The organism is Peptoclostridium sp. (assembly GCF_009881055.1).
Lineage (GTDB): Bacteria > Bacillota > Clostridia > Peptostreptococcales > Peptostreptococcaceae > Peptoclostridium_A.
The window spans coordinates 89,186-113,042 of the sequence record NZ_WXFG01000017.1 but is presented as its reverse complement, the minus strand read 5'-3'; the positions used below and the strand labels follow the sequence as shown (position 1 = coordinate 113,042).

Here is a 23,857-nt window from a genome sequence, read left to right as displayed (position 1 = left end):
ATTTTAGCCTTGATATTTTAGTATAAGGTCTTTAGCAGCCTTAACTTCATCAAGTCTCTTAACAAGAGTAGTCTGTGGTGCATTTTTGAGTATCTGCGGATCTCTCTTAGCCTCTTCAGCTATCTTAAGCATCGCATCAACAAACTCATCTAGTGTTTCACGAGCTTCTGTCTCAGTAGGCTCAATCATTATAGATTGATGTACTATAAGAGGGAAGTAAACTGTTGGTGGATGGTATCCGTAGTCAAGAAGTCTCTTCGCAACATCAAGAGTAGTTACTTCTAGCTCGCTTCCTTTAAGTCCATCAAGCACGAATTCGTGTTTACAAACTTGATCGTATGGAAGCTTGTATTCTCCCTTAAGCTTATGCATCATGTAGTTTGCGTTAAGCACGGCTGCTTCACTTACCTCTTTAAGTCCGCTTGCACCCATTGTTTTTACATAGGCATATGCTCTTAGGCAAACACCATAGTTGCCGTAGAAGTTCTTGATCTTGCCCATAGAGTTTGGTCTGTCGTAGTCAAGTATAAACTTGTCTTCCTTCTTGCTTATAACTGGCACTGGAAGGAATTCTGCAAGGTGAGCTTTAACTCCTATTGGACCAGCTCCTGGGCCGCCTCCACCGTGTGGAGTAGAGAATGTCTTATGCAGGTTGAAGTGCATAACGTCAAATCCCATGTCTCCTGGTCTTGTCTTGCCCATTATGGCATTAAGGTTGGCTCCGTCATAGTAGCAAAGACCGCCAGCTTCGTGTATAAGCTTAGTTATCTCTGTTATGTTTACCTCGAATAGTCCTAGTGTGCTTGGGTTTGTAAGCATGAAGCCTGCAACCTCGTCATTTAGAACTGCCTTGAGGTTTTCGATGTCTACTCCGCCTTGAGAGTTAGACTCGATTTCTACTATTTCAAGTCCTGCAACATATGCGCTGGCAGGGTTAGTTCCGTGAGCTGAGTCTGGAACTATTATCTTTGTTCTCTTAAGGTCGCCTCTCTTCTTATGGTACTCTTTTATTGTAAGAAGACCAGCGTACTCGCCGTGAGCTCCTGCTGCCGGCTGAAGAGTAACCTCGTCCATACCAGATATTTCTGCAAGGCTTTGAGCCAGGTTGTACATTATTTCAAGAGATCCCTGTACAGTCTCTTCAGGCTGATATGGGTGAACATTAGTAAGCCCTGGTATTCTGCACATGTCTTCATTTATCTTTGGGTTGTACTTCATAGTACATGATCCAAGCGGATAGAATCCTCCGTCAAGACCAAAGTTCTTCTGAGAAAGGTTAGTAAAGTGTCTTATAACATCCACTTCACTAAGCTCAGGAAGCTTAGGCTCTTCGCTGCTTAGGTATGCCGCTGGTATAACGCTTGCAGCATCTAGCTCTGGAACATCACACTTTGGAAGGCTGTATGCCTTTCTTCCTTCTTTAGAAACCTCGAATACAAGCTTATTGTAGTTCTTCATGTTAGCAGTTCACCTCCATAACCTGAGCTAGGCAGTCTATCTCTTCTTTTGTTCTCTTTTCTGTTACGCAGAAAAGAAGTCCGTTTTTAGCCTCAGGATATTCACACTCAAGCTCGTATCCTCCAAGTATGTTGCTTTCAGCAAGCTTGGCATTAACATCAGCTGCTGATGTGCCGCTTGTAAGAGCAAACTCCTTGAAGAAAGGCTTGTTGTATAGAGGTTTGAACTTGCCTGATTCAGTTAGCTTCTTGTAAGCGTACTGAGCCTTGTTCATGCACTGAAGCGCAACCTCTCTAAGTCCGCTTTTGCCCATTGTCGAAAGGTATATTGCAACTGTAAGAGCGCATAGACCTTGGTTTGAGCATATGTTGGATGTCGCCTTTTCTCTTCTTATGTGCTGCTCTCTTGCTTGAAGAGTAAGAACGAATCCTCTCTTGCCTTCTGTATCTTCAGTTTGACCAACTATTCTTCCAGGCATTTTTCTTGCCATCTTAGATTTAGTTGTTAGGAAGCCTATGTATGGACCTCCGAAGTTTAGAGCGTTACCAAAGCATTGAGCATCTCCTACAACTATGTCTGCTCCTATGTCTCCCGGTCTTTTTACTATTCCAAGAGATATTGGATCAACAACGTCAACAAGAAGAGCCTTCTTGCCATGAGCTACTTCCGCTGCGGCTTCAACATCTTCAAATATTCCAAAGAAGTTTGGATTTTGAACTATTACGCCTGCAGTTTCGTCGCCAACAGCTGCAGATAGCTTTTCCATATCAGTCACACCGTCTACAGTGTCAACTTCTATTACCTCTATCCCGTTTTGCTTCATATATGTGTGAAGTATAAGTCTTGTCTCTGGCGCAACACCCTTAGACACAACTACATTAGTGCATTTTTTCTTGTTTTGAACGGCCATAACCGCAGCCTCTACGGTAGCAGTTCCAACGTCATACATAGATGCGTTAGCAACGTCCATTCCTGTCAAATCACAAAGCATTGTCTGGAACTCGAATATCATCTGAAGCGTACCCTGGCTTATCTCTGGCTGATAAGGAGTGTATGCTGTGAAGAATTCCTGACGAAGTGTCAGGTGCTTTATAACTGATGGAATATAGTGGTCATAAGCGCCTGCACCTCTGAAGCAAACAAAGTCAGATTTGTTTTTAGCGGCAAGCTCATTCATATGTCTTTCAACCTCAAGCTCTGACATAGGCGCATCAAGATTAAGCTCTCTGCCTAGTTTTAGCTCGGCTGGTATGTCGCTGAAAAGATCATCTATTGACGATGCGCCTATGCTCTCGAGCATAGCCTCCTTCTCAGCAGCTGTATTTGGGATATACTTATGCATATTAGTCCTCCTTGTTACAGAAGTCTTCGTATGCTTTAGCGTCCATTAGATTTTCAAGTTCTGAAGCGTCACTCATTTCTATAGCTACAAGCCATTTTTCGTATGGAGCTTCGTTTATGCTCTCTGGAGCATCTTCAAGTTCGCTGTTAACTTCAACTATTTTTCCGCTTAATGGAGCGTATGCATCTGAAGCAGCCTTAACTGATTCTATAACACCGTAAGCATCTTCAACGCCAAATTCGTCTCCCACTTCTGGAAGCTCAACGTATACTATATCTCCTAGAGCATGCTGTGCGTAGTCTGTAGCGCCAACATATGCTTTGTTTCCGTCAACCTTAACCCAGTCATGGTGAGTTGTGTAATAAAGACCTTCTACTATTTTGCTCATTGTAAATTCCTCCTCAGAAATATAAATGTATTTTTTATTGGCATTTCATTTTATTATTTGTAACGTCTGTTACTTTATTATACTAATATAATACTATACAGACGTTTCAATATCCACACTAAAGCGAACTAAAAATTATTTTTTATAGCTTTTGTTGTAGAATTTCTTAGCAACTACTTCTACAGGAACTCTGTTCTTTCTTATTTGAACTTCCAGCTGTGTTCCCATTTCTGTATATTCTGTATCTACTATAGCAAGGGCAACTACTTTGCCAGTGCTTGGAGATTGGTATCCAGTAGTTACAAAACCAACTTTTTTGTCTCCGGCATAAACTTCACATTCATGTCTTGCTATGCCTTTGCCTTTTAGTTCAAGTCCAACAAGCTTTCTCTTAAGTCCTTCAGCCTTTTGCTTCTTAAGAGCTTCCTTGCCTATGAAGTCAGCTTCCTTGTCTAGCTTAACAAAATATCCAAGTCCTGCTTCAAGAGGCGATATATCTTCTCCAAGCTCATTTCCGTATAGCGGAAGAGCTACCTCGAATCTTAGAGTATCTCTACATCCAAGTCCAGCCGGCTTGATACCAAGATCCTTGCCTGCTTCCATAAGCTTCTCCCATACAGCTGCAACTTCTTCGTTTGAAGTATATATCTCGAAGCCGTCTTCACCTGTATATCCTGTTCTTGATATAAGGCAGCTTACTCCGCCTATTTTTACATCCTTCTGGCAATAGAAGAATTTGACCTGTGAAAGATCAGTATCTGTAAGCTTCTGAAGTATCTTCTCAGCGTTAGGTCCTTGAAGAGCTATTTCAGAAACCTCAGGAGATATATTCTTAAGGCTCACATCGAAGCCCTTTGAATTCTCAACTATCCATGCATAGTCCTTGTCTACGTTAGCAGCATTTATAACAAGCAGGTAGTCGTCGTTAGTGTACTTGTAAACAAGCAGGTCGTCTACAGTTCCTCCGTGAGGATAGCAGAACTGAGTGTATAGAACCTGATTTGGCTCCAATACTGTTATATCATTAGGAACAAGGTAGTTTATGAATTTTTCAGCTTCCTTGCCCTTAACCTCAACTTCACCCATGTGAGAAACGTCGAACATACCAGCCGCAGTTCTAACAGCCTCGTGCTCCGCATTTATTCCGCCGCCTTCGTATTGAGTAGGCAGTGCCCAACCACAAAATTCGATTATTTTGCCCCCATATTTCACATGAAGATCGTAAAGGGCTGTCTTTTTAACATTTTCCATTAAAAATCCTCCTCCCAGAACAGTAGTCCTGTCTTAGTTTAGCTTTATTTATATTTAATATATTGAATTATAAAGCAGGCAATGTTAAGCAGGTAATCTTGTTAATGGATATAGTCAAATATAACATCTGAAATCACAGCTATATTTCTCTATACCCATGCAGTTTTACTCTAATCACTTGTATATGTTGACATAATTTACAATATTATCGTCTTTTGGTAATAAAAAAAGAATACAATGACAAATCCGCATGGAAACACATAAGCCACTATATTCTCTGTCTCGTTACCTGAGAGTTTACATGCAAAGTTTTATGCTTTGCACTTTCTCCTTCGGTGTCGTACATTTGTTGTACGATCTCTTCAGAGCCCCATCTGACAACGATATTTTCGCCTGAAAGATTCTATAAGGAATTGGCAATTCTCTTATATTGCCCCGTCGGCCATCCACACCTATGAATTAAGTAGGATATCTCTCGCTGCCTTCATTTGGTCCATATTCTGATTTAACGTTATGATATAATACATCAATCCCGATTTCAACCAAAGATATTAATTTAACTAAATTTTCTGAACTCTAAGGTGCATTTCCCAAGAAATTAACATGCTGTACTCAAGCCCTCTCCGACCTCTTGTATCTTAATAATACAATATTTTAGAGCACTTCCGGATTATAACGCAGATTTAAATTCGAGTTTTTTATAATTGATTAGTACACAAATATTTATCTTTTAAACGCACATTTTGTTAATATCGTTTCAATCAAACCACACCTTAGTATACCATATATTTGTAGTACGACATCATTAACTTAACAAAACATCCATATACTTAGCAGTATTATTACATTATTACCGATAAATAATATCTTTATTCTATGCAATACGGTATATTTGCGTTATATTTATTATATTGTATATCTTATTATCAGCTTTATTTCCCGTCAGTAAATTTGCAAATAAAAAAACAGAGCTTATAAGCTCTGCCTTTTACTCTCTATTTATTCAATCCGCCTTGCTCCCCTAAAAGCCTTGTAGTAATGACCTGAACTCATGTCAGAAATCAAAACCTTGCCGTCATACGAGGATGCGTGTATAAACTTGCCGTCATTCAAATATATTCCCGAGTGATTTATATTGCTGCTGCCCGCCGTGGCAAACACCACAATGTCTCCCGTTTGAACAGCTTCTCTTGGAACGCTGCTGCCTAATTGGCCCTGTTCCTTCGAGCTGTGTGGCAGAACTCTGCCGAACACTTCCTTGTATACATACTTTACGAATCCGGAACAGTCAAATCTGTCAGGACCTTCAGATCCTCTCGAATATTTTGCCCCTAGCTTAGCATTTGCAACGACCATAAGGCTTGATGCCCTTGAACCGCCCCTGCTTACAACCTGAGAAGCACTGCCCTGCGAATATGTATTACTACTTGAGCTTATATAATCAGAATAAACCCATCCTAATGTTCCGTTTTCAAGCCTTACTTTTGACCATTTGCCGGACTGCTCGAGAAGCTCAAGCTTCTGTCCAACAACAACATTTCCTATTACCTGTGACTGAATATCTGCGCTGTTTCTTACGTTCAAGCTGTTGACTTTGACATATGCATTTGGGATCTCTTGTGCAAAACCTGCTGACATTCCCATGTTAAGGAGCATCAGTATAAGCGATGCACTCAATAGAATTTTTTTAATCATATACCCTCCATGTAATGTGTTTGTCTCATTATCTTTTCACGAATACAGCCTCACTTGTATAAGTATTTTTTATAAACATATAGTTATTAACATTATACTTATATGCTATATAATTGTCAAATCCGTTTTCAGAAAATTTCATTTCCAGATACTCCAAGATACTTTCGGCCTATTTTGGCGCACAAAGGCAGGAGCATGCCCCTGCCTTTGTGCATCAATATGGAAATAAAGATAGTGTTGACAGTGTGGGACTGCCAGCAAGAATATTAATACCCCTTAACAATGATATCAAAACTTTAATTTCAGGAGAATTTGATGTACAATGAACTTACGTTCGCAATATTATTATATTTAATTTTAGGTGGTTTAGTTAGATGAATAAAACTGCAATAATAACAGGCGCCTCCAAAGGCATCGGCAAGTCCATCGCTGAAAACTTCGCTTTCAGAGGCTACAATGTGATTATCAACTACAACAGCTCTGCCAAAGAGGCTTTTGAGCTTGAAAAGCTGCTTAAGTCTCAGGGCCTTTCTGCTTTCGCCTTCAAAGCCGACGTCAGCGTAAGAGCTGAGGTGGACGCCATGGTGGATTTTTGCATGGAGAAATTCAACGCGATAGACGTGCTTGTGAACAATGCAGGCATATCTGTTTCTAATCTTTTTACGGATATTACCGAAACCGAATGGGACAGCGTGTTTGGCACTAATCTAAAGGGCGTATTCAACTGCACTCAGAGCGTGCTAAGATATATGCTTCCAAACAAGAAAGGCAAGATAATAAACATATCCTCAATGTGGGGGCTTGTCGGCGGCTCTTGCGAGGTTCACTACTCCGCTGCTAAGGCAGGTGTTATTGGATTTACCAAGGCTCTTGCCAAGGAGCTGGGTCCCTCCAACATACAGGTCAACTGCATAGCCCCCGGTGTTATACAGACCGACATGCTCAGCGACTACACCGATGAGGAGCTGGAGGTACTCAGATACGATACGCCTCTTATGAGGCTGGGCAAGCCTCATAACATAGCGGCAAGCGCACTTTTTCTGGCTTCAGATGATGCCGACTTCATAACAGGCCATGTGCTCAGCGTAAACGGTGGATATGTTGTGTAGCGCCAACAAAACAAAAACTGTCGGCAACCTAAATTCTGCCGACAGTCTCTAAGACGCTCCGATTCTTACTATGGGGCGTTTTTTTCATTTATAATCCTATAGTCCGTTTTGCATCTCGCATGCTCTTATTGTCTGCTTGCAAAGCACAGAAGTAGTAACCGAACCCACACCAGCAGGTACAGGAGTTATCTTCTCAACAATTTCAGCAACCTCATTGTAATCAACATCCCCGCAGTATTTTCCAGGATTGTCTGGATCCTCGTTTATACCTACATCGATTACAGTCTGGCCCGGCTTTACAAAGTTGGCTTTAACCATCTTTGCTCTTCCTACTGCTGCTATCAGTATGTCTGCATCCTGGCAAACCTCTGGAAGGTTTTCTGTTCTTGAGTGGCATATTGTAACCGTAGCATTTTCGCCTAGCAGCAGCATAGCCAGCGGCTTGCCAACAACTAGAGATCTTCCGAGTACAACCGCTTTTTTTCCCGCTACAGGGATGTTAAAGTGATGGAGAATATCCATAACTGCAGCTGGCGTGCAAGGAGCAAATCCTGTTTTGTCGCCTATGAAAACCTTTGCCTGGCTGCCTACAGTAAGGCAGTCCACGTCCTTTTCTGTCGAGATTAACTCTCTGATTACAGGCTCGTTCAAATGCTTTGGCAGAGGACTGAACATTAGTATGCCGTTTACATCTTTTCTTGCATTCACTTCTTTTACAGCAGCTTCAAAAGCTTCCTGAGTAATATCCTCCGGATATTCGAACACTTCACAATCCATGCCTATCGATTCACATGTCTTCTTGGCTCCGCCCTCGTAAAACAAGTCGTCAGGTCTGGCTCCGACTCTTACAATCCCAAGCTTTGGAGTGATATTTTTATCTTTCAATGCCGCAACTTTAGAAGAGAGTTCTTCCTTGATAGCAGCCGCAACATCTTTACCCATTAACCTTTCTGCCATTTCAATAATTCCCCCTATGATATTTTTTCAATTACAGCCTCAAGAGTTTCTTCTGCCATTTTGCAGCCTTCAGCTACTAAACGGTCCATTTCTTCTCTTGTCTTGCTTACAAATTCTTCATTCTTTATGGTTTTCAGATTTATTACGACATTAAGTTTTCCTGCTATGAGAGCTGATTTCAAGAATACAACGCCGCAGCCTACATCTGAAATGACAAGCATACTTCCTATTTCACCCATGCGCTTATGTACCTTTATGCCTTCGTATGCCTTCCTCATTATCTCCATAGGCACAGAGCATGCATTTATTGACTCTTTTTCAAGCGTCTCAGCCTTTATTTTTTTCTGCTCCTCCGTTTCAGTTGGCAGTCCATATGCCTTAGACAGCGGCTCGAATACCTCGGCATCCTTTTCTACAAGCGCCAAAAGCTCAGATTGTATCTTCTCTCCTTGCGCCATAAGCTCTTTAACTTCGTCTTCAACTTCGGCATATTTCTTTTTGCCTACAGTGTAATTTCCAACCATTGTGGATAGGGCCATACCAACTGCGCCGCCATAAGCAGCCGCACCTCCGCCGCCAGGCACAGGTGCCTTAGACGCCAATGCTTCAACAAATTCTTTACAGTTCTTGTCCATCATTGCCATAGAAATACTCCCCTTTGAAATTTATTTTTGCTTATTTGTATGAATTTTCCAAATTATCTGCCGTCTGTTAGGTGTATTATAACAATCGTTTTCATCAAGTTCAATTGTTCTTGAGTTTTTTGCAATAAGTATTTCTTTAACAAAATAAAGAATTATACAATAAATTCTATTAAAAATGTTATTTATTTATCGAATTCATTTTTTTAATAAAGTTATCATCCTAATAAATCCCCTTGAATTTGCGTACCAATTCCAGAAGTTCCTCTACATGCTCCACTTTAGTCCTATAGTTTGAAAAACATGCCCGTATACAGTGCTTTCCTCCGAGTACTGCAGGAGACACGAAAAACTTATCTTCAATATATCTTAGGAAGCTTTCGTTTTCCTCCTGTCCTCCTTCAAAACTAAAGCAAACCGCACTTGTCATTGGATTGTTAAGTCTATAGAGTCCCTTTACACCCTCAAGTCCTTCATAGAACGCCTTTGCAAGCTCCATATTTTTTTCAATAGTGGCTGAGAGCGTATTAATTCCATATATCTTGAATGCAAACCATATCTTTATGGCCCTCGACATTCTGGTCGACTGTATTCCGTAATTAACAAATTCCACAGGGGTATCTGGATTATACTCATCCTGCCCCATCCTGTATGCGTTGTAAAGATGCTTCTTGTTCCTTAAAAGAACGCAACCGGCCTCTGGTGGTATAAAGAGCCACTTGTGAGGATCTACCGATATCGAGTCCGCCTCCTGTATTCCCCTTAGCAGTTCTCTGCCTTTGGCGGTTATTATAGCCCCTCCTCCATAAGCTCCGTCAACGTGAAGCCACAGGCTGTATTTTTTCGCGATTTCCGAGAGCTTCTGTATGTCGTCTACGGCTCCTGCAACAGATGTGCCCGCCTGGGCTATTATGCAAAATGGCCTAAGACCCTCCTGAATATCCTTTAGTATGCTCTCCTCAAGCTCATTTGCATCTATTCTATACTCAGCGTCCACAGCTATCTTCCTTAGCATTTTCTTTCCAAAGCCCAGAGCTCCCACAGCCTTGTCTATTGAGGCATGCGCTTTTTTTGACGTGTAGAGCACAGGCGGCTTTTCGATAGAATGCATTCCGTTTTCGGTTATTCCCGGAAACATTGCCTCCCTGGCTGCTCCTAATGCCGTAAGAGTAGATACGCTGCCGCCGCTGACAAGTATTCCGCCCGATTCTTTGGGAAAGTCGAAGAGACTGCTTATCCAGCCTATTGCCATGTCTTCAATTACGGTCGCGGCAGGGCCGGCCTTGAATAAGAACGGAGCCTGGCTCAGCCCTATGTTAGCCATCTCTCCAAGTATTCCAGCCTGCGAAGGGCTTGTTATTATCCACGAGAGAAATCTTGCACTGCCAACCTTGGTGGAGTTTGGAATGATTTTCTCTGCAAACTCTCCTATCACAGCCTCCGGAGCTTTTCCTGCGGTTGGCATTTCCTCAAAAATAATTCTTTCCATTTCACTTCTTGAAGCCTCGGGCAATACTCTGCCTGAGGAAATTTCACTTTGATACTTTTTAATCAATTCCATCAAGCTGTCAATGTGTAAATCCATTTTTTCTAGCTCAAGCATTGCTGCACCTCACTTTTTATTATTTGAAATAGGGCTCGGCTATGACCATTTTCACCGGGTCACTGAACTTTTCAAGCCTGTCTTCACTTCTTTGATATATAAATAATTTATCAACACCGCTTATGTCTATTTCAAATTGCACGTCCTCGCCCCGTTTTACTTCTATTTCCTTTATTAGCCTGTCCTCGACGTAGTTTTCGTAGAATTTGAAGAGCACCTTCTCTGCATTTGTATTGTTCTCCATCCTGATTGTGCCCCCGAATTTGGTGTAGACCCCGCCAGGTTTGACAATGGCTGCATAGTTCACATAGCCGCCTTCATAGTCCCCAAAATCTCCGTAGTCCCTCCTGAATATTATGCCATTGTCGCTGCTCTCGCCATTTAGCGTCAGCAGCTCCTTGTCCGATGTAAATTCCGAATAGAACCTGTCCTCGTAGTCCGATGCCTTTATAGGTGTTGCGTCTTTTTTTGCCCCCAGCTCTATGCTCTTTTGCTCCTCGTTCCAGTATATATTTATCCCCAGCTTGTCAGAGACAGCCCTGATAGGCATATAGGCTCTGCCCTCGTATATTATGGGTGTGTACTCTTCTCCTGCCTGTTCTCCATCGATATACACGTTTATCTGCTCATTGATTTGCGCTGTGATTTCCTTTATTTCTCCCTCATATGCAAATATGGTTCCCGTAACTGCAGCCAGCATAGCTGCAGCAGCAATAGATTTTTTCATGCTACTCCCCCCTCGCCTGATTCAACCTTTTATTTTCCATATACATACAAATGGATTTGTTTTTTATTATACCCCTTATCTGTGTCTACTCACGGCAAACCGTCTTCTAATTGGAAACCGGATATGCATTTTTTCAGGTTTACAATTGAAATCAAAGCGCTGGATATTATATTATTAAGGTATGGCATTTTGCGGAACAAATATTTGCAAAAGGGAGATTATGCTAATGCATGTAAGTGATTTGATATTTGCTCTTGATATAGGAACCAGAACTATAATAGGACTCGTGTGCCGGCGTGAAGGCGGAGCGCTTAAGATAATTGCAAGCTCCGTGGCTGAGCATGACGACAGGAATATGTATGACGGTCAAATACACAATATAGATGGGGTTGCCCGCATTGTATCCAAAGTGAAGTCTTCTCTTGAGGAGCAAATAGGCTCAAAACTTGAGCGAGTTGCAGTGGCTGCCGCCGGAAGGTCTCTCAAGACATGCAGGGCGAAAGCCAAGCTGGATGTAGACTTTTTAAGCGAAATAGAACAGCCTTTTGTGGAAAGCCTCGAGCTTGAAGGCGTTCAAAATGCTCAGGATCTGCTGGAAGAAAATCTGGGCGAGGGTGATTCCAAATATTACTGCGTTGGACACACTGCAACGGCATACTATCTGGACGGCATATTCATAGAAAATCTTGTAGGCCACAGGGGACACAGCATTGAAGTTGAAGTGCTGGCAACCTTCCTTCCAAATGTAGTAATAGACAGTCTTTACAGCGTAATGGATAGAGTCGGACTTGAAATTGAAAGCCTAACACTTGAGCCGATTGCATCAATGAATGTGGCCATAAAAAAGAACATGAGGCTTTTGAATCTTGCAATGGTCGACATAGGTGCCGGTACTTGCGATATTGCAATTACAAACCAGGGAGCCATAGCATCTTATGCGATGGTTTCTGGAGCAGGCGACAGCATAACCGAGGAGATTGCAAAGAATTTCCTCCTGGATTTTGACACTGCCGAATCGATAAAAATCCAGCTGGCAGCTCAAAAAGAAGTAAAATTCATGGATGTCGTCGGCATTGAGCAAACACTGCCTTCCGCTGATATAATAGCCTCCATAGAGGATTCGATAGGTTGCATGGCCCATAAAATCGCTGACGAAATACTCGTCCACAACGGCAAGGCACCTGGTGCCGTGTTCCTCGTAGGCGGGGGCAGCCAGATACCTATGCTAGGCGACATGATTGCTGAATATATGGGCATGCCCAAGGAAAGGGTTGTAATAAGGGATTCTTCTATAGCCGTGGAATTCATCGACATACCTGATAGCCTGCTTGGCCCTCAGGCGATAACTCCTCTTGGGATAGCTCTCAACCATTCCTTGAATGCGCGCAAGAACTTCATAGAGGTACAGCTCAATGAAAACACAGTGAGACTTTTCAACTCAAAGCAGCTCAAGGTTTCTGACGCGCTGCTGTCAGTCGGTTTCAAGCCAAGAAGCCTAATCCCCGAAAAGGGCGATGACATATCGTACTGCGTAGTTGGCGAGCAGCGACTCCTCAAGGGTCTTCCGGGCGAACCGGCACAAATACTTATAAACGGAGTACAGGCCAGCCTCATGGACACAATCAGCGACGGCTGCGATATAGCTGTCAAGCCGGCACAAAAAGGCAAAGCTCAGGTGCTCTCTGTTCTAGAATGCCTTGAACTGGAGGGCATAGCCTCAGAATCGCTTGAGGGATGTGAAATCAGGCTGAATGACGCGATATCGGATTTGGAAACACTTGTATCTAACGGTGACATTATTGACGTTGTTCCGTCTGCGGCTCCCATCGGTTCAGAGGCCTATTCGCAGGCTGATTTACAAAACCATTTACAAGATGATCTGCAGTCTGTTGAAGTTGAAGAACGCATAGAAACTCCCGACATTGGCGATATGGACGCCTACAGGCACTTAGAGTCTGAATACAGCGGACTTATTCACAGCACTCCAGGTAACCATCTTATGCTTACAGTGAATGGCCACGAAATAGAAATATCACACAGCAAATCAGCCTTTGTCCTTACTGACATATTCGAATATATAGACTTTGACATATCAAAGCCCCAGGGATTCTTGACTTTGCTCGTCAACGGCAAAAGAGCCGAATTCATGCATGAACTCAAAAACGGCGATTCCGTCGAAATAAGCTGGAAGTAGAAAAAGTGCAGGCTATGCCTGCACTTATCTTTTTGTCAGAAAGCTGTAGAAGCTGTCGCAACCGCCTAGGGCGAACTCGTATATGACTGATGCCGGGAATATAAACTCATCCCCGAGCATGATATATTCGCTATAGCAGTTTAACAGCCTGCTGTCCGCATCTATCCTCTCCTGAGGATAGTAGTTTGCTACTACCAGCTGGCCGGAATTTGTGATGAAGTATATTGATGCTATGTCATTGCTAATTAGGTACTCAGGGCTTTTCACATGGGAATTGTCCAGCCTGAACTCAGTAAGCATGATTCCGCTTTCAAACGGACTCTTAAGGCAATGGCTCATGTCATACAGGAAGGTATCCCTAAATTCATCCGGAAAATCCACATGATATATGCCTATGTACTCTTCCCTTCTTATTTCATCAAATGCCTCGGCCGCATCAAGCCTTGTCACAGTGCCTATGGTTATTGCCGCTATCATATATCTGTCTTCAACCAGTTTCATAGACATTCCCAGGATGCATCTTGAGTATTCACCCTTATCCTCGTATATAAGCCTTGAGACATAACCCAGGCCTCTCCTGCCGGCTTTTTTAACACTATTTTTAAGAAGCGAAGCATTTGCTTTTGTTATGTACATTTCACATATATCCTTGTTGTCGCTGAAGTATCTTATCGCCTCACTGTCTCTTGCGACAAAGCGCATCACCATGTAGTTTATAAACTCAACCGGGGTTTCAATTTCCTTACAGAGCTTAAAAAAAATCTCCTGTGCATCCACTTCCGCCGGGTTCATTTTCAGTATGAATTCAAAATCTCCGCTGTTAGCAGGCAGAGGCTTTCCATAGCTTTCGTTCCTCGCTGCATAATCCTTTATTAACGTCACGGCTTCTGCAAACGTGAGCTTTATCCGCTCAGCTCCAAGTCCGCCCATTAGCCTTTCAGTTTCCGAATGGAGCCTTTTGGGCTCTCCGTTTTTTATGCCCACGTAATCAGCTATTCCCAGCCCCTCCGCATCAAGCAGAAAAAACTGGTCCAGCCTTCCATCTGGCAGCTCCCATGCCACCCTAAGTCCCACGCTTCCCATTAGCCTTGAGTTCGTAGCTATCGCTGATAAAAATTCCATACACACACCTTCTTCAATAATTTCTACATCATATTATTCTACAACAAAAACGGCATTTTTGACACTGTAAGCAAGTTGCTTGCTCAATAATTCTGCTTTCACATCCGTTTGTCCCGCTATTTTATACACAATTTGCTGTTTTGGAGATTACTGCTATCTGTTTTGTTGTATAATAGCTAAAAGACTTTGCAAATATCACAACAAAGGCGGTGTGAAAATATGGGCAATATTGCTGCTTTCTTCGACATTGACGGTACATTGCACAGAGATTCGCTCATGATTGAGCACTTCAAAAAGCTGGTGAAGTTCGAGGTCATACCCGAAAAGTATTGGATTGATCAGTTAAAGCATACATACGACAAGTGGCTGACCCGAAAGGGCGATTATGACTCATATCTGCTCGAGGCGGCACAGATCTATTTGAACTCGCTCAAGGGCGTAAAGCGCGAAATAATCGACTACACAAGCGAGGATATCGTAGAGGTCAAGTTCGAAAAAGTGTACAGATATACCAGAACGATGATACAAAATCATGTCCAAATGGGACATATTGTGATATTCATATCCGGCAGCCCTGATTTCCTCGTTGAAAAGATGGCCCGTATGTATAAGGCAACTGACTATATAGGTTCAAAATATATTTTCGAGGACGGGATTTTCACCGGAAACATAGTCCCAATGTGGGAATCAAAGGACAAGACGGTAGCCATAGATGAATTCATCAAAAAATATGACATCGATATATCACAAAGCTACGCATACGGAGACACAAACGGCGACATAACCATGCTAAAAAGGGTCAAATATCCTGTAGCCATTAATCCCACGCACGAGCTTATCCAAAAAATAAAAAGCGAGAAGGCTCTCGCCGATAAAACGCAGATTATAGTGGAGCGCAAAGATGTTATATACAGTCTTGATTCGGGAGTCAATATAATAGAGGTGTAGAGTGATTAATACTCTATGCCTCTTCTGGCTCCTATCCCCATGTCCAGCGGATGCTTTACCTTCTGCATCTGAGTCACAAGGTCGGCCTTCTCTATGAGCTCCTTGGGCGCCCCCCTGCCGGTCATTATCAGCTCCATGCTATCCGGTTTTTTGCCCATCAGATTGAGTAACCTTTCAAGGTCGAAAAGCCCCTTAGAGAATGCTCCGAGTATTTCATCCAGAATAAGCATGTCGCACAAATTTTCAGACATGATCTTTTCTGCAAATTCAAGCGCCTTTTTTGTTTCGGCTTCCACTTTTTGTTTTCCTGCCTTGTCAAGCTTCCAGTAAAAGCCCTCCTGAGTCTGGAACCTGCAGACGTCAAAGCAGTCTATTTTTTTCAATATTTCGAGTTCTCCGGAGTCCGAGGTCTTTAGAAACTGTATCATTATCACCCTGAAGCCTCTTCCGCACGCCCTTATGCCCTGACCTACGGCTGCAGTCGTCTTGCCCTTGCCTTCGCCTGTGTATATCTGAATAAGCCCTCTGGCCTCCATAGCTTCATCTCCTATGCGCTGATGTGAACTCTTAACTTGATATGCATTTTGGAATTTCTGATATTGTTATCTAATAATTTACCACAATTTCCGATTTTTAAGAACTGCCTATTTAATCCCGACTCCAATCGGGTATCATTATGCATATGTATTTGGAAAAACCAGTTGTGTTATCATATTAGCATTTGTAGTTACAGTTGAACTTAATTAGAGATTAGGAGTGATAGCATGTTATCTAGAAAAAAACTCATTCTGCTTCTTTTGGTGATTTCAAGCGTCATATTCTGCGCGTGCGGTCAGGATGAATCAGTAAAATCACAAAAGCCCGTAATTGTAGTTTCCATACCTCCTCAGGAGGAGTTTGTAAAGGCAATTGCCGGAGAAAACGTCGAAATGGTCACAATAATCCCGCCCGGAAGCAGTCCCGAGACATATCAGCCTTCTCCAAGGCAGATGCAGCTTTTCAGCACAGCTTCAGTCTATTTTGCAATGGGCGTGCCCTCAGAGGAGGCTAACATACTTCCCAAGGCAAACGAGCTTAATCCGGATGCAAAGGTGATAAGGCTCGACAAAGAAGTTGCAAATGTATATCCGGAGCTTTACATATCAGGTCATACGCACGAGGACACCGATGATGAAGATAGCGAAAAGCTCAGCAGGGACCCTCACATATGGATGTCGCCAAAACGTGTAATGGTAATGGTCGATGTCATGGAGCGCGAACTCTCGGCCCTCAATCCGGAAAACAAAGAGCTCTACTCAAGCAACGCAAAGACCTACAAGGAACAGCTCAGGCAGCTGGACTCGTCAATCAGTGAGCAGCTTTCCAAGTCTGGACAGAAGGAGTTCATAATATACCACCCTTCCATGGGCTATTTTGCCGATGACTACGGCCTTAAGATGATAGCCGTGGAAAACGAGGGCAAGGATGCAACTGCACGGCAGCTCCAGTCCATAATAGACCTTGCAAAGGAGCACAATATAAAAGTTATATTCCACCAGTCTGAAATTGCCAGCGCCCAGTCCAGAACACTTGCTGACGAGATAGGCGGCAGGGTTGTAGAGATAACTCCGCTTTCTAGCGACTATATAAAGAGCATGGAAAAGATAGCAGCAACCTTCAAGGAGGTCCTTGATTAGATGACTGATTACATAATAGAGCTCAAAGATATAAGCATGTCCTATTCCGGAGTCTGTGCGCTGGATTCTGTAAATCTAAATGTCAGACGCGGTGAATTCCTGGGCATAATAGGTCCCAATGGCGGTGGTAAAAGCACTCTCCTTAAGATAATATGCGGGCTTATAAAGCCTACCGGAGGTCATGTGAGCATAAACAGCAAAATGCCGGTTGGATACGTGCCGCAGTTTACAAGCTTCAGCCGGACTTTCCCAATAAGCGTGCTCGATGTGGTGCTTGCGGGCACTCTCACGCGAAAGCTTACTCCTTTTCACAGATTCAGCAGCGAGGACATTTCTAATGCAAGAAATAATTTGTCGCTCATGGGCATAGCAGATCTTGAAAACAGGCAGATAGGTAAGCTCTCCGGCGGCCAGTTGCAGAAGGTGCTGCTCGCTCGCGCTCTGTCCGCAAATCCAGACATACTCCTTCTTGACGAGCCGACAGCCAGCATTGATTCAACCTCAAGAACCGACATATATGCACTTCTGAAGGAGCTCAGCAAGAGCAGAACCATAATAATAGTAAGCCATGACATAGGAGCCGTATCTTCCTATGTCGACACTATAGCATGCCTCAACAGAAAGCTCTTCTATCACGGCGATGAGCAAACCCCGCTTACAGAAAGCCTCGAGAGAGTTTACGGCTGCCATATAGACCTTATCGCACATGGGGTACCCCACAGAGTGCTCAATCCGCACATTGACTATGAGGAGGATAAAAATGACTAGCGCTCTACAGTATAACTTCATACAGAATGCCTTAATCGGCGCCCTGCTCGCCAGCATAGTCTGCGGCATTATCGGCACCATTATAATAGAAAAGCGGCTTGTGATGCTGAGCGGCGGAATAGCCCACGCATCCTTTGGCGGCATTGGGCTCGGATATTTTCTTGGCGTCGAGCCCATAATAACAGGCCTGTTATTTGCAATCGCCTCGGCGCTATGCATAGCTGGGATAAAGAGAAACACCAGCTCCGACTCCGACGCCCTAATAGGTATGTTCTGGGCTGTGGGCATGGCTCTGGGGATACTGTTTATAGCCCTAACACCAGGCTATCCACCTGACATGTCATCGTACCTGTTCGGCGATATACTGACAATATCTCGCAGCAATATAATGCTTGCTCTGGGAATGGACATTTTTATTGTGCTTTCGATAGCCGCCTTTTTCAACCACTGGAAGGCTTACCTTTTTGACGAGGAGTTTTCAAGTGTGATAGGTATGGACACGCGCTTCCTCGAGTACTTCCTTTCTGTGCTTGTTGGAATGTCAATAGTAATACTTATAAAAATAGTCGGGATAGTGCTTGTAATAGCATTGCTTACAATCCCGCCTGCAACATCATCGCTCTTTAGCCGTAACCTGCTTGGAATAATGAAGCTTTCAATAGTCCTTGGCATGGCAAACTGCCTGCTGGGCCTTGTTGTTTCGTACATATTCAACATCCCCTCAGGGGCGACAATAATTCTCGTGTCATGCGGAGTTTACTTTGTAAGCCTGATACTCAAGGGAAAGAAAGTGTAGGTGCCAGGCACCAACTTATCAACTTATTGCGCAAGCTAAAGCCTGCTGCAATTATGAATATGAAAAGGAGTATTGCATGACTACTAAAATGTAGCACGCAATACTCCTTTTTTTAGTTTCTTACAGGAAGTATGAAACTCCCGATTTGAATATATCCTGCTCCTTGTTTCCAGGGATGTTCTTGCATATGTCCTTGCCAACCCTCTCCGAGTGGGCCATTTTTCCGAACACTCTGCCGTCAGGGCTTGTTATTCCCTCTATGGCATGAACAGAGCCGTTAGGGTTGAACGCTATATCGTAAGTTGGATTTCCATCGAAGTCGACATACTGAGTAGCAACCTGTCCATTTTCAAACAGGCTCTTTACAGTAGCCTCGTCTGCAAAGAATCTTCCCTCACCGTGCGAAACAGGTATTGTGTGCATGCTTCCCGGCTCTATGTTTGCAAGCCATGGAGACTTGTTGGACACAACCTTTGTCATTATAAGCTTTGAAACGTGTCTGCCTATCTTGTTGTATGTCAGCGTAGGAGCGCTTGCATCAACATCCCTTATTTCGCCGTATGGAAGAAGACCAAGCTTTATGAGGGCCTGGAAGCCATTGCATATTCCAAGCACAAGGCCGTCTCTCTTAGTGAGCAGGTCCATAACAGCTTCCTTAACATACGGGTTCTTGAACACAGTCGCTATGAATTTTCCGGAACCTTCAGGCTCGTCTCCTGCGCTGAAGCCTCCAGGTATCATTACTATCTGAGAATTCTTAATGTGGTTTACCATTTCTTCTATTGAAGCTTCTATCTGCGCTGGAGTAAGGTTCTTGAGCACCATTATCTGTGCCTCTGCTCCCGCCTTATTAAAGGCCCTTGCAGAGTCATACTCGCAGTTTGTTCCTGGGAATGCAGGTATGAATACCCTCGGCTTTGCTATTTTGACAGGCGATTTTATTGAAGACTCAGCCTTGAATACTGACTGCATAGGAGTTCCTTCAATTTTGCCAGTGCGCGTAGGGAATATCTCCTCAAGCGGAGCCTCCCAAAGCTTGTAGAGGCCTTCCATGTCCATAGACACTCCAGCCACCTTTATAGCAGCCTCAGCCGTTGTCTTTCCTATTACCTTGCAGCCCGCAAGCTCTCCGACGCCAGCACCTGCTTCAAGCTCGAGGACTATCGAGCCGTATCCCGGCGCAAAAAGCTCCACGTTGTCAAGATTCTCAAGCTCTATTCCTATCCTGTTTCCAAAGCCCATCTTTGTAACTGCTTCTGCTGCTCCGCCAAGGCCTATTGCGTATGACGAAAGCACTTTGCCGCTCTCAATCAGAGCATGTATGCTTTCATAGTCTTTTGTAAGAGCTTCAAAGTCAAATGTCAAATCGTCCTTTACAGGAGCCTTGTACATCAAAACCTGGCTGCCGGCCTTTTTGAATTCAGATGACACCGTGCTTCCTGATTTCACAACGCCCACTGCGAAGGATATTAGAGTCGGAGGCACGTCAAGCTCGTTGAAGCTTCCCGACATGCTGTCCTTTCCGCCTATAGCCGGAGCTCCAAAGCCCTTTTGAGCCATGTATGCGCCAAGCAGTGCGCTGAAAGGTTTGCCCCATCTTTGAGGCTCCTTTCTTAGCTTTTCAAAATATTCCTGGAGCGAAAGCCTTACCCTTTTGTGGTCAACTCCTGCTGCCACAAGCTTGGCAACCGATTCCACAACAGCATACATAGCTCCGTGGAAAGGACTCCACTTTCCTATCTTAGGATTATAGCCAAAGCTCATTGCGGTTGCAGTGCTTGTCTCAGCTCCCAGAACTGGAAGCTTGGCAACCATAACCTGTGCAGGAGTATCCTGATATTTTCCGCCGTAAGGCATAAGAACGCTTCCAACGCCTATAGTGCCGTCAAACATCTCGCCCATTCCCTTTTGAGAGCAGATGTTAAGATCAGACATCATGCTTTTCCATTTCTTTTCTACGTCCGCAGCAGCAACTTCTTTTTCCACTACTGCAAAATAGCTCTCTTCCTGTGGAGCCGCAACCTGAACGCTGGTCTTTTGCCTTATTCCGTTAGTATCCAGGAAATCCCTTGAAAGGTCTACTATGCTCTTGCCCCTCCAGTTCATCTTCAGCCTTCTGTCTCCAGTGACTGTGGCAACTATAGTAGCCTCCAGATTCTCCTCGGCAGACATGCTTATGAATTTCTCTGCGTCATCCTTTGAAACGACGACAGCCATTCTCTCCTGGGATTCGGATATTGCAAGCTCCGTGCCGTCAAGTCCCTCGTATTTCTTTGGAACCATGTCAAGATCTATGTCAAGTCCGTCAGTCAATTCACCTATGGCAACTGACACTCCGCCTGCTCCAAAGTCGTTGCATCTTTTTATCATCTTTGCAACCTGAGCGTTTCTGAATAGCCTTTGTATCTTTCTTTCTGTAGGGGCGTTACCCTTTTGAACCTCAGCTCCGCAGCTTGTGAGCGACTCTTCTGTGTGCTCCTTGGATGAGCCAGTTGCTCCTCCGCAGCCGTCCCTTCCAGTTCTTCCGCCGACAAGTATTACTATGTCTGAAGGTTCAGGATTGCCTCTTAGCACGTTGTCCTTAGGCGCAGCAGCTATTACAGCTCCAACCTCCATCCTCTTTGCCACAAAGTCTTCGTCATAAAGCTCGGAAACCATTCCAGTTGCAAGGCCTATCTGGTTTCCGTAAGAGCTGTAGCCCCTTGCAGCCTCTGTAGTAATCTTTCTTTGAGCTAGCTTTCCCGGAAGCGTCTTTTCTATAGGCGTCCTTGGGTCCGCGCTGCCTGTAACTCTCATAGCCTGGTATACATATGATCTTCCTGAAAGCGGGTCTCTTATGGCTCCGCCAAGACATGTTGCCGCGCCTCCGAAAGGCTCAATTTCAGTAGGGTGGTTGTGAGTCTCGTTTTTGAACATTACAAGCCATTTTTCCGGCTTTCCGTCCACATCTGCCTCTACCTCTATGCTGCATGCGTTGATCTCTTTTGATACTTCAAGATCGTCAAGCATGCCGTTTTTTCTCATCTCTTTCATGCCGAGAGTTGCAATGTCCATAAGGCATACTGAAGCTTTTTCTGGAGATACGTTTGCCATAGACTCCTTCATGCTCTCGTAGGCAGCCTTTACAGGCTCTGCATATTTTCCGCTGTCTATCTGTACGCTTTCAATCTGAGTGTCGAATGTCGTGTGTCTGCAGTGGTCTGACCAATATGTGTCTATAACTCTTATTTCAGTTATTGACGGCTCTCTTTTTTCAGTATCTCTGAAGTACCCCTGACAGAACTCGAGGTCCTCGTAATTCATGGCAAGACCATACTCCTCCATGAAGCCCCTAAGACCCTGCTCGTCAAGAGCATTAAAGCCATCAAGCACCTTCACGTCAGCAGGCACGTCGTATTTCATCTCAAGAGAGGCAGGCTTTTCAAGGTCAGCTTCTCTTGAATCTATAGGATTTATGCAATAAGCTTTTATTTTTGCGAATTCAGCATCACTTATGTCGCCGCTTAGAGCGTATACCTTCGCAGCTCTAACAGTAGGTTCAGAATCCTTTGAAAGTATTTGTATGCACTGCGCTGCCGAATCGGCTCTCTGGTCATACTGTCCCGGAAGGTATTCTACCGCGAAAACCCTGTCGCCTTCTGAAACAGCCGCAAGCTCATCATAAACATAGTCCACCGGAGGCTCTGCAAATATAGTGAATTTTGAGCCCTCATATACCTCGTCAGATATGCCTGATATGTCGTATCTGTTAAGCAGTCTTATGCCTGTTATGCTGTTTATCCCCAGGCTTTCCTTTATATCAGAAAGAAGACCCTGAGCCTGAACGTCAAACCCGGCTTTTTTCTCCACAAATATCCTTCTAACTCTATCGCTCATTTTCAATACTCCTTTGTAATAAGTATTCTTAAAGATAATCCTCTATCTCTGAATAAGCTTTCCTATGTCCTTCCTGTACTGCGCTCCCTCGAAGCTTATCTTAGCAACGTTCGCATAAGCCTTGCCTGATGCCTCTTCCATGGTAGCACCCTTTGCCATTACTCCAAGTACCCTTCCGCCGTCTGTAACCACATCGCCACCAGACAGCTTTGTTCCGGCGTGGAATACAACAACGTCAGGGTCGACGCTTTCAAGACCGTCTATCTTCTTGCCCTTTTCGTAGTCTCCAGGGTAGCCGCCTGATGCCATTACAACGCATATAGTCCTCTCATCGCTCCAGAGGATCTCCTGGTCTGCGAGCTTTTCATCTATAACGCTTTCGAATATGTCCACAAGGTCAGTCTTTAGTCTTGGAAGCACAGACTGAGTCTCAGGATCACCGAATCTGACATTGAACTCAAGCACCTTTGGACCCTCTGAAGTTATCATAAGGCCTATGAAGAGCACTCCCTTAAATTTGAGGCCTTCTTTTTTGAATCCCGCCATGATGGGCTCAAGAATCTCCCTCTCGATTCTGTTTTCAAGCTCGCTATTGAATATGAGGCTTGGAGAGTATGTGCCCATGCCGCCTGTGTTTGGCCCCATGTCCTCGTCGTATATCCTCTTGTAGTCCTGTGCGCTCTCCATTGGGACTATCGTGTTGCCATCTACAAAGCAAAGCATAGAGGCCTCAATGCCCGTCATGAACTCCTCAAATACGACCTTGCTTCCGGATTCACCGAACACCTTGTTGACCATAATATCTTTAAGGTTTTTTATCGCATCTTCCAACTCGTATTCTATGAGAACGCCCTTGCCCGCTGCAAGTCCGTCAGCCTTAATTACTATAGGGAATCCCAGCTTGTCGATATTTGCAACCGCCTCGTTGTAGTCGGTATATTCCGCATACATAGCAGTAGGGATATTGTTTCTTATCATAAACTCCTTTGAAAACGCCTTGCTGCCTTCTAGCATAGCGCACTGCCTGTTTGGTCCGAATATCCTCAGCCCCTCGCTTTCGAAAAGGTCTACTATGCCAAGTACTAGCGGCACCTCAGGTCCTACCACAGTCAGCTCTATGTCATTTTTCTTTGCAAAATCAAGAAGTGAATCAATGTTGTCGGCACTTATATCTATATTCTCTGCTATGCTTGCTGTTCCCGCATTTCCCGGTGCGCAGTATATCTTGTCGACCCTCTGGCTCTTAGAAAGCGTCCATATTATGGCATGCTCCCTTCCGCCGTTACCAATTACCAAGACTTTCATA

General features: G+C 44.0%; 19 protein-coding genes and 2 riboswitches. Of the genes, 6 read left to right on the top strand and 13 right to left on the bottom strand.

The window, feature by feature from the left end:
• Positions 1 to 3: 3 nt before the first annotated feature.
• The 5 genes from gcvPB to GT589_RS04030 all read right to left on the bottom strand — a co-directional run bounded on the left by gcvPB (position 4) and on the right by GT589_RS04030 (position 6,134).
• Positions 4 to 1,458, bottom strand: coding sequence for an aminomethyl-transferring glycine dehydrogenase subunit GcvPB (gene gcvPB / locus GT589_RS04050; protein WP_293396400.1), 1,455 nt, complete (start codon positions 1,456 to 1,458; stop codon positions 4 to 6).
• A gap of 1 nt (position 1,459) precedes the next feature.
• Positions 1,460 to 2,800, bottom strand: a complete 1,341-nt coding sequence (gene gcvPA, locus GT589_RS04045) for an aminomethyl-transferring glycine dehydrogenase subunit GcvPA (RefSeq protein ID WP_293396397.1) — start codon at positions 2,798 to 2,800, stop codon at positions 1,460 to 1,462.
• A gap of 1 nt (position 2,801) precedes the next feature.
• A complete protein-coding gene (gene gcvH / locus GT589_RS04040) occupies positions 2,802 to 3,188 on the bottom strand; it encodes a glycine cleavage system protein GcvH (protein ID WP_293396394.1) in 387 nt (128 codons plus the stop codon).
• A 135-nt stretch (positions 3,189 to 3,323) separates the two neighbouring features.
• A complete protein-coding gene (gene gcvT / locus GT589_RS04035) occupies positions 3,324 to 4,439 on the bottom strand; it encodes a glycine cleavage system aminomethyltransferase GcvT (protein ID WP_293396391.1) in 1,116 nt (371 codons plus the stop codon).
• A gap of 275 nt (positions 4,440 to 4,714) precedes the next feature.
• Positions 4,715 to 4,807: riboswitch (glycine riboswitch) on the bottom strand.
• Between the two features lie 3 nt (positions 4,808 to 4,810).
• Positions 4,811 to 4,927: riboswitch (glycine riboswitch) on the bottom strand.
• A gap of 511 nt (positions 4,928 to 5,438) precedes the next feature.
• Complete coding sequence (locus tag GT589_RS04030; RefSeq protein ID WP_293396388.1) at positions 5,439 to 6,134, bottom strand: C40 family peptidase; 696 nt, start codon at positions 6,132 to 6,134, stop codon at positions 5,439 to 5,441.
• A 374-nt stretch (positions 6,135 to 6,508) separates the two neighbouring features.
• On the opposite strand from GT589_RS04030, the gene ymfI reads away from it, so the two are divergent.
• Complete coding sequence (gene ymfI / locus GT589_RS04025; RefSeq protein ID WP_293396385.1) at positions 6,509 to 7,243, top strand: elongation factor P 5-aminopentanone reductase; 735 nt, start codon at positions 6,509 to 6,511, stop codon at positions 7,241 to 7,243.
• A gap of 96 nt (positions 7,244 to 7,339) precedes the next feature.
• Here the strand turns inward: ymfI and GT589_RS04020 are convergent, their stop codons facing one another.
• From GT589_RS04020 to GT589_RS04005, 4 genes are all read right to left on the bottom strand, one after another.
• Positions 7,340 to 8,200, bottom strand: coding sequence for a bifunctional 5,10-methylenetetrahydrofolate dehydrogenase/5,10-methenyltetrahydrofolate cyclohydrolase (locus GT589_RS04020; protein ID WP_293396382.1), 861 nt, complete (start codon positions 8,198 to 8,200; stop codon positions 7,340 to 7,342).
• Between the two features lie 14 nt (positions 8,201 to 8,214).
• On the bottom strand, positions 8,215 to 8,844 hold the full coding sequence (locus GT589_RS04015; RefSeq protein WP_293396379.1) for a cyclodeaminase/cyclohydrolase family protein: 630 nt from the start codon (positions 8,842 to 8,844) through the stop codon (positions 8,215 to 8,217).
• 220 nt (positions 8,845 to 9,064) lie between these two features.
• The gene (locus GT589_RS04010) at positions 9,065 to 10,330 is read right to left on the bottom strand and encodes a pyridoxal phosphate-dependent decarboxylase family protein (RefSeq protein ID WP_293396376.1); all 1,266 of its coding nucleotides are present in this window, start codon (positions 10,328 to 10,330) and stop codon (positions 9,065 to 9,067) included.
• 133 nt (positions 10,331 to 10,463) lie between these two features.
• Positions 10,464 to 11,171, bottom strand: a complete 708-nt coding sequence (locus tag GT589_RS04005; RefSeq protein WP_293396374.1) for a stalk domain-containing protein — start codon at positions 11,169 to 11,171, stop codon at positions 10,464 to 10,466.
• Positions 11,172 to 11,397: 226 nt separating this feature from the next.
• On the opposite strand from GT589_RS04005, the gene GT589_RS04000 reads away from it, so the two are divergent.
• Positions 11,398 to 13,365, top strand: coding sequence for a cell division FtsA domain-containing protein (locus tag GT589_RS04000; protein WP_293396371.1), 1,968 nt, complete (start codon positions 11,398 to 11,400; stop codon positions 13,363 to 13,365).
• 24 nt (positions 13,366 to 13,389) lie between these two features.
• On the opposite strand, the gene GT589_RS03995 is transcribed toward GT589_RS04000, so the two are convergent.
• Complete coding sequence (locus tag GT589_RS03995) at positions 13,390 to 14,487, bottom strand: hypothetical protein (RefSeq protein WP_293396368.1); 1,098 nt, start codon at positions 14,485 to 14,487, stop codon at positions 13,390 to 13,392.
• A 219-nt stretch (positions 14,488 to 14,706) separates the two neighbouring features.
• Between GT589_RS03995 and GT589_RS03990 the strand changes: the two genes are divergently transcribed.
• A complete protein-coding gene (locus GT589_RS03990; protein ID WP_293396365.1) occupies positions 14,707 to 15,435 on the top strand; it encodes an HAD family hydrolase in 729 nt (242 codons plus the stop codon).
• Positions 15,436 to 15,440: 5 nt separating this feature from the next.
• Here GT589_RS03990 and GT589_RS03985 read toward each other — a convergent pair whose 3' ends face one another.
• Positions 15,441 to 15,971: a cob(I)yrinic acid a,c-diamide adenosyltransferase gene (locus tag GT589_RS03985; protein ID WP_293396362.1), complete on the bottom strand. Its 531-nt coding sequence runs from the start codon at positions 15,969 to 15,971 to the stop codon at positions 15,441 to 15,443.
• A gap of 228 nt (positions 15,972 to 16,199) precedes the next feature.
• Between GT589_RS03985 and GT589_RS03980 the strand changes: the two genes are divergently transcribed.
• Genes GT589_RS03980 through GT589_RS03970 form a run of 3 tightly spaced genes read left to right on the top strand, consistent with a single transcriptional unit; the run spans position 16,200 to position 18,675 of the window.
• Positions 16,200 to 17,111, top strand: coding sequence for a metal ABC transporter solute-binding protein, Zn/Mn family (locus GT589_RS03980; RefSeq protein WP_293396359.1), 912 nt, complete (start codon positions 16,200 to 16,202; stop codon positions 17,109 to 17,111).
• Positions 17,112 to 17,879, top strand: coding sequence for a metal ABC transporter ATP-binding protein (locus tag GT589_RS03975; RefSeq protein ID WP_293396356.1), 768 nt, complete (start codon positions 17,112 to 17,114; stop codon positions 17,877 to 17,879).
• A complete protein-coding gene (locus GT589_RS03970; protein ID WP_293396353.1) occupies positions 17,872 to 18,675 on the top strand; it encodes a metal ABC transporter permease in 804 nt (267 codons plus the stop codon). The genes GT589_RS03975 and GT589_RS03970 overlap by 8 nt, the downstream gene beginning before the upstream one ends.
• A 120-nt stretch (positions 18,676 to 18,795) precedes the next feature.
• Here GT589_RS03970 and GT589_RS03965 read toward each other — a convergent pair whose 3' ends face one another.
• Together GT589_RS03965 and purD are read right to left on the bottom strand one after the other, a co-directional pair.
• A complete protein-coding gene (locus GT589_RS03965) occupies positions 18,796 to 22,551 on the bottom strand; it encodes a phosphoribosylformylglycinamidine synthase (protein WP_293396350.1) in 3,756 nt (1,251 codons plus the stop codon).
• Between the two features lie 42 nt (positions 22,552 to 22,593).
• On the bottom strand, positions 22,594 to 23,856 hold the full coding sequence (purD, locus tag GT589_RS03960; protein WP_293396347.1) for a phosphoribosylamine--glycine ligase: 1,263 nt from the start codon (positions 23,854 to 23,856) through the stop codon (positions 22,594 to 22,596).
• Position 23,857 lies beyond the last annotated feature (1 nt).

Coding starts and splice junctions, on each gene's coding strand:
- GT589_RS04010 (WP_293396376.1), bottom strand. CDS start 10,330: ATGGAAAGAATTATTTTTGAGGAAATGCCAACCGCAGGAAAAGCTCCG.
- GT589_RS03980 (WP_293396359.1), top strand. CDS start 16,200: ATGTTATCTAGAAAAAAACTCATTCTGCTTCTTTTGGTGATTTCAAGC.
- GT589_RS03985 (WP_293396362.1), bottom strand. CDS start 15,971: ATGGAGGCCAGAGGGCTTATTCAGATATACACAGGCGAAGGCAAGGGC.
- gcvPA (WP_293396397.1), bottom strand. CDS start 2,800: ATGCATAAGTATATCCCAAATACAGCTGCTGAGAAGGAGGCTATGCTC.
- purD (WP_293396347.1), bottom strand. CDS start 23,856: ATGAAAGTCTTGGTAATTGGTAACGGCGGAAGGGAGCATGCCATAATA.
- ymfI (WP_293396385.1), top strand. CDS start 6,509: ATGAATAAAACTGCAATAATAACAGGCGCCTCCAAAGGCATCGGCAAG.
- GT589_RS04005 (WP_293396374.1), bottom strand. CDS start 11,171: ATGAAAAAATCTATTGCTGCTGCAGCTATGCTGGCTGCAGTTACGGGA.
- gcvH (WP_293396394.1), bottom strand. CDS start 3,188: ATGAGCAAAATAGTAGAAGGTCTTTATTACACAACTCACCATGACTGG.
- GT589_RS04015 (WP_293396379.1), bottom strand. CDS start 8,844: ATGGCAATGATGGACAAGAACTGTAAAGAATTTGTTGAAGCATTGGCG.
- GT589_RS03975 (WP_293396356.1), top strand. CDS start 17,112: ATGACTGATTACATAATAGAGCTCAAAGATATAAGCATGTCCTATTCC.
- gcvT (WP_293396391.1), bottom strand. CDS start 4,439: ATGGAAAATGTTAAAAAGACAGCCCTTTACGATCTTCATGTGAAATAT.
- GT589_RS03965 (WP_293396350.1), bottom strand. CDS start 22,551: ATGAGCGATAGAGTTAGAAGGATATTTGTGGAGAAAAAAGCCGGGTTT.
- GT589_RS03990 (WP_293396365.1), top strand. CDS start 14,707: ATGGGCAATATTGCTGCTTTCTTCGACATTGACGGTACATTGCACAGA.
- GT589_RS03995 (WP_293396368.1), bottom strand. CDS start 14,487: ATGGAATTTTTATCAGCGATAGCTACGAACTCAAGGCTAATGGGAAGC.
- GT589_RS04020 (WP_293396382.1), bottom strand. CDS start 8,200: ATGGCAGAAAGGTTAATGGGTAAAGATGTTGCGGCTGCTATCAAGGAA.
- GT589_RS03970 (WP_293396353.1), top strand. CDS start 17,872: ATGACTAGCGCTCTACAGTATAACTTCATACAGAATGCCTTAATCGGC.
- gcvPB (WP_293396400.1), bottom strand. CDS start 1,458: ATGAAGAACTACAATAAGCTTGTATTCGAGGTTTCTAAAGAAGGAAGA.
- GT589_RS04000 (WP_293396371.1), top strand. CDS start 11,398: ATGCATGTAAGTGATTTGATATTTGCTCTTGATATAGGAACCAGAACT.
- GT589_RS04030 (WP_293396388.1), bottom strand. CDS start 6,134: ATGATTAAAAAAATTCTATTGAGTGCATCGCTTATACTGATGCTCCTT.